Origin of the sequence: Megasphaera sp. AF13-6AC (assembly GCF_027685385.1) — a bacterium.
Lineage (GTDB): Bacteria > Bacillota > Negativicutes > Veillonellales > Megasphaeraceae > Megasphaera > Megasphaera micronuciformis.
In genome coordinates this window covers 1-1,116 of the sequence record NZ_JAQCUN010000241.1, presented here as the reverse complement: position 1 = coordinate 1,116, position 1,116 = coordinate 1, and the positions used below count along the sequence as shown (strand labels likewise).

General features: G+C 45.0%; 1 protein-coding gene and 1 pseudogene. One reads left to right on the top strand and one right to left on the bottom strand.

Going from position 1 to position 1,116, the window contains the following annotated elements; all coding sequences use genetic code 11:
• Positions 1–752, bottom strand: a 752-nt coding sequence (gene tig / locus PGX78_RS08525; protein WP_270446526.1) for a trigger factor, incomplete at its 3' end; no start/stop codon positions are given.
• 201 nt (positions 753–953) lie between these two features.
• Between tig and PGX78_RS08520 the strand changes: the two are divergent.
• Positions 954–1,116 (top strand): annotated as a pseudogene (locus PGX78_RS08520) (dihydrolipoyl dehydrogenase family protein); the annotation flags it as partial.

The window sequence follows — 1,116 nt, the reverse complement described above, 5'->3', positions numbered from 1 at the left end:
ACGGGCGGCAATTCGCTACGTTTAATATCCTGAACGGTTACGGCAAACACGGCTTCCTTACCTGCCAGATCCTTCTGGAAGTAATCTTCCGGGAAAGGAACTTTTACATCCTTGCTGTCACCGGCTTTCAAACCGATGAGCTGTTCTTCAAAGCCGGGAATAAAGCTGCCCGAACCGATTTGCAAAGGATATGCCTTACCTTCACCGCCTTCAAAGGCAACGCCGTCAATGGTGCCCTTAAAGTCGATAACGGCATAGTCACCGTCTTCAACTTTGGCACCTTCCGGAGCGGGAGCCATTTTTGCATGCGTTTTCTGCAAGTTTACCAATTCTTTGGCAACGTCTTCATCTGTTACTTCAACGGCTTCCTTAGCAGCCTTAATGCCTTTATATTCACCCAATTTAACTTCCGGTTTTTTCGTGAGCGTAGCTTCAAAGACGAAGTCTTTGCCCTTTTCATCGCAAATGCGGTTAATATCCGGATCCGTTACGGGCGTAATTCCTTGTTCCTGAAGAGCGTCATTGTACGCCTTCGATGCAACAACTTCAAAAATTTCTTCTTTTACGGCATCTTTACCTAAGAAGCTTTCCAACACCATGCGCGGTGCCTTCCCTTTACGGAAACCGGGAATATTGACACGGTTTGCAAGATTCTTTACAGCCGCAGCAGCACCCTTGGCAGCATCTTCAGCAGATACTTCGATATGCAGGGTTACTTTATGTTGGTCTACTTCATTAACGGTTACTTTCATTCTGAACAGTTCCTCCTCATGGTTCTTATGCCTATATTGATTTATCGAAATCATTATAATACGTTTATCATCATATCACAGATTACAAGGGTTGACAAGAAACGGCACGCCGGACTTTAACCTTTTGTCCTTGCAAAAATCGGCACTTCGGCTATAATAATTATAAACTGCACTTTATTTGTATAGAAAGGATGTTTCATCATGCACAAACACTATGATTTAGTTGTTATAGGCACAGGCGCTGCCAACATCGTTGTGGATGCAGCAGTTCGTCAGGGCCTTCATATAGCCATTGTAGAAAAGGGGAAGTTCGGGGGTACCTGCCTCAACCGCGGCTGTTTTCCCACCAAAATCCTGGTAACGG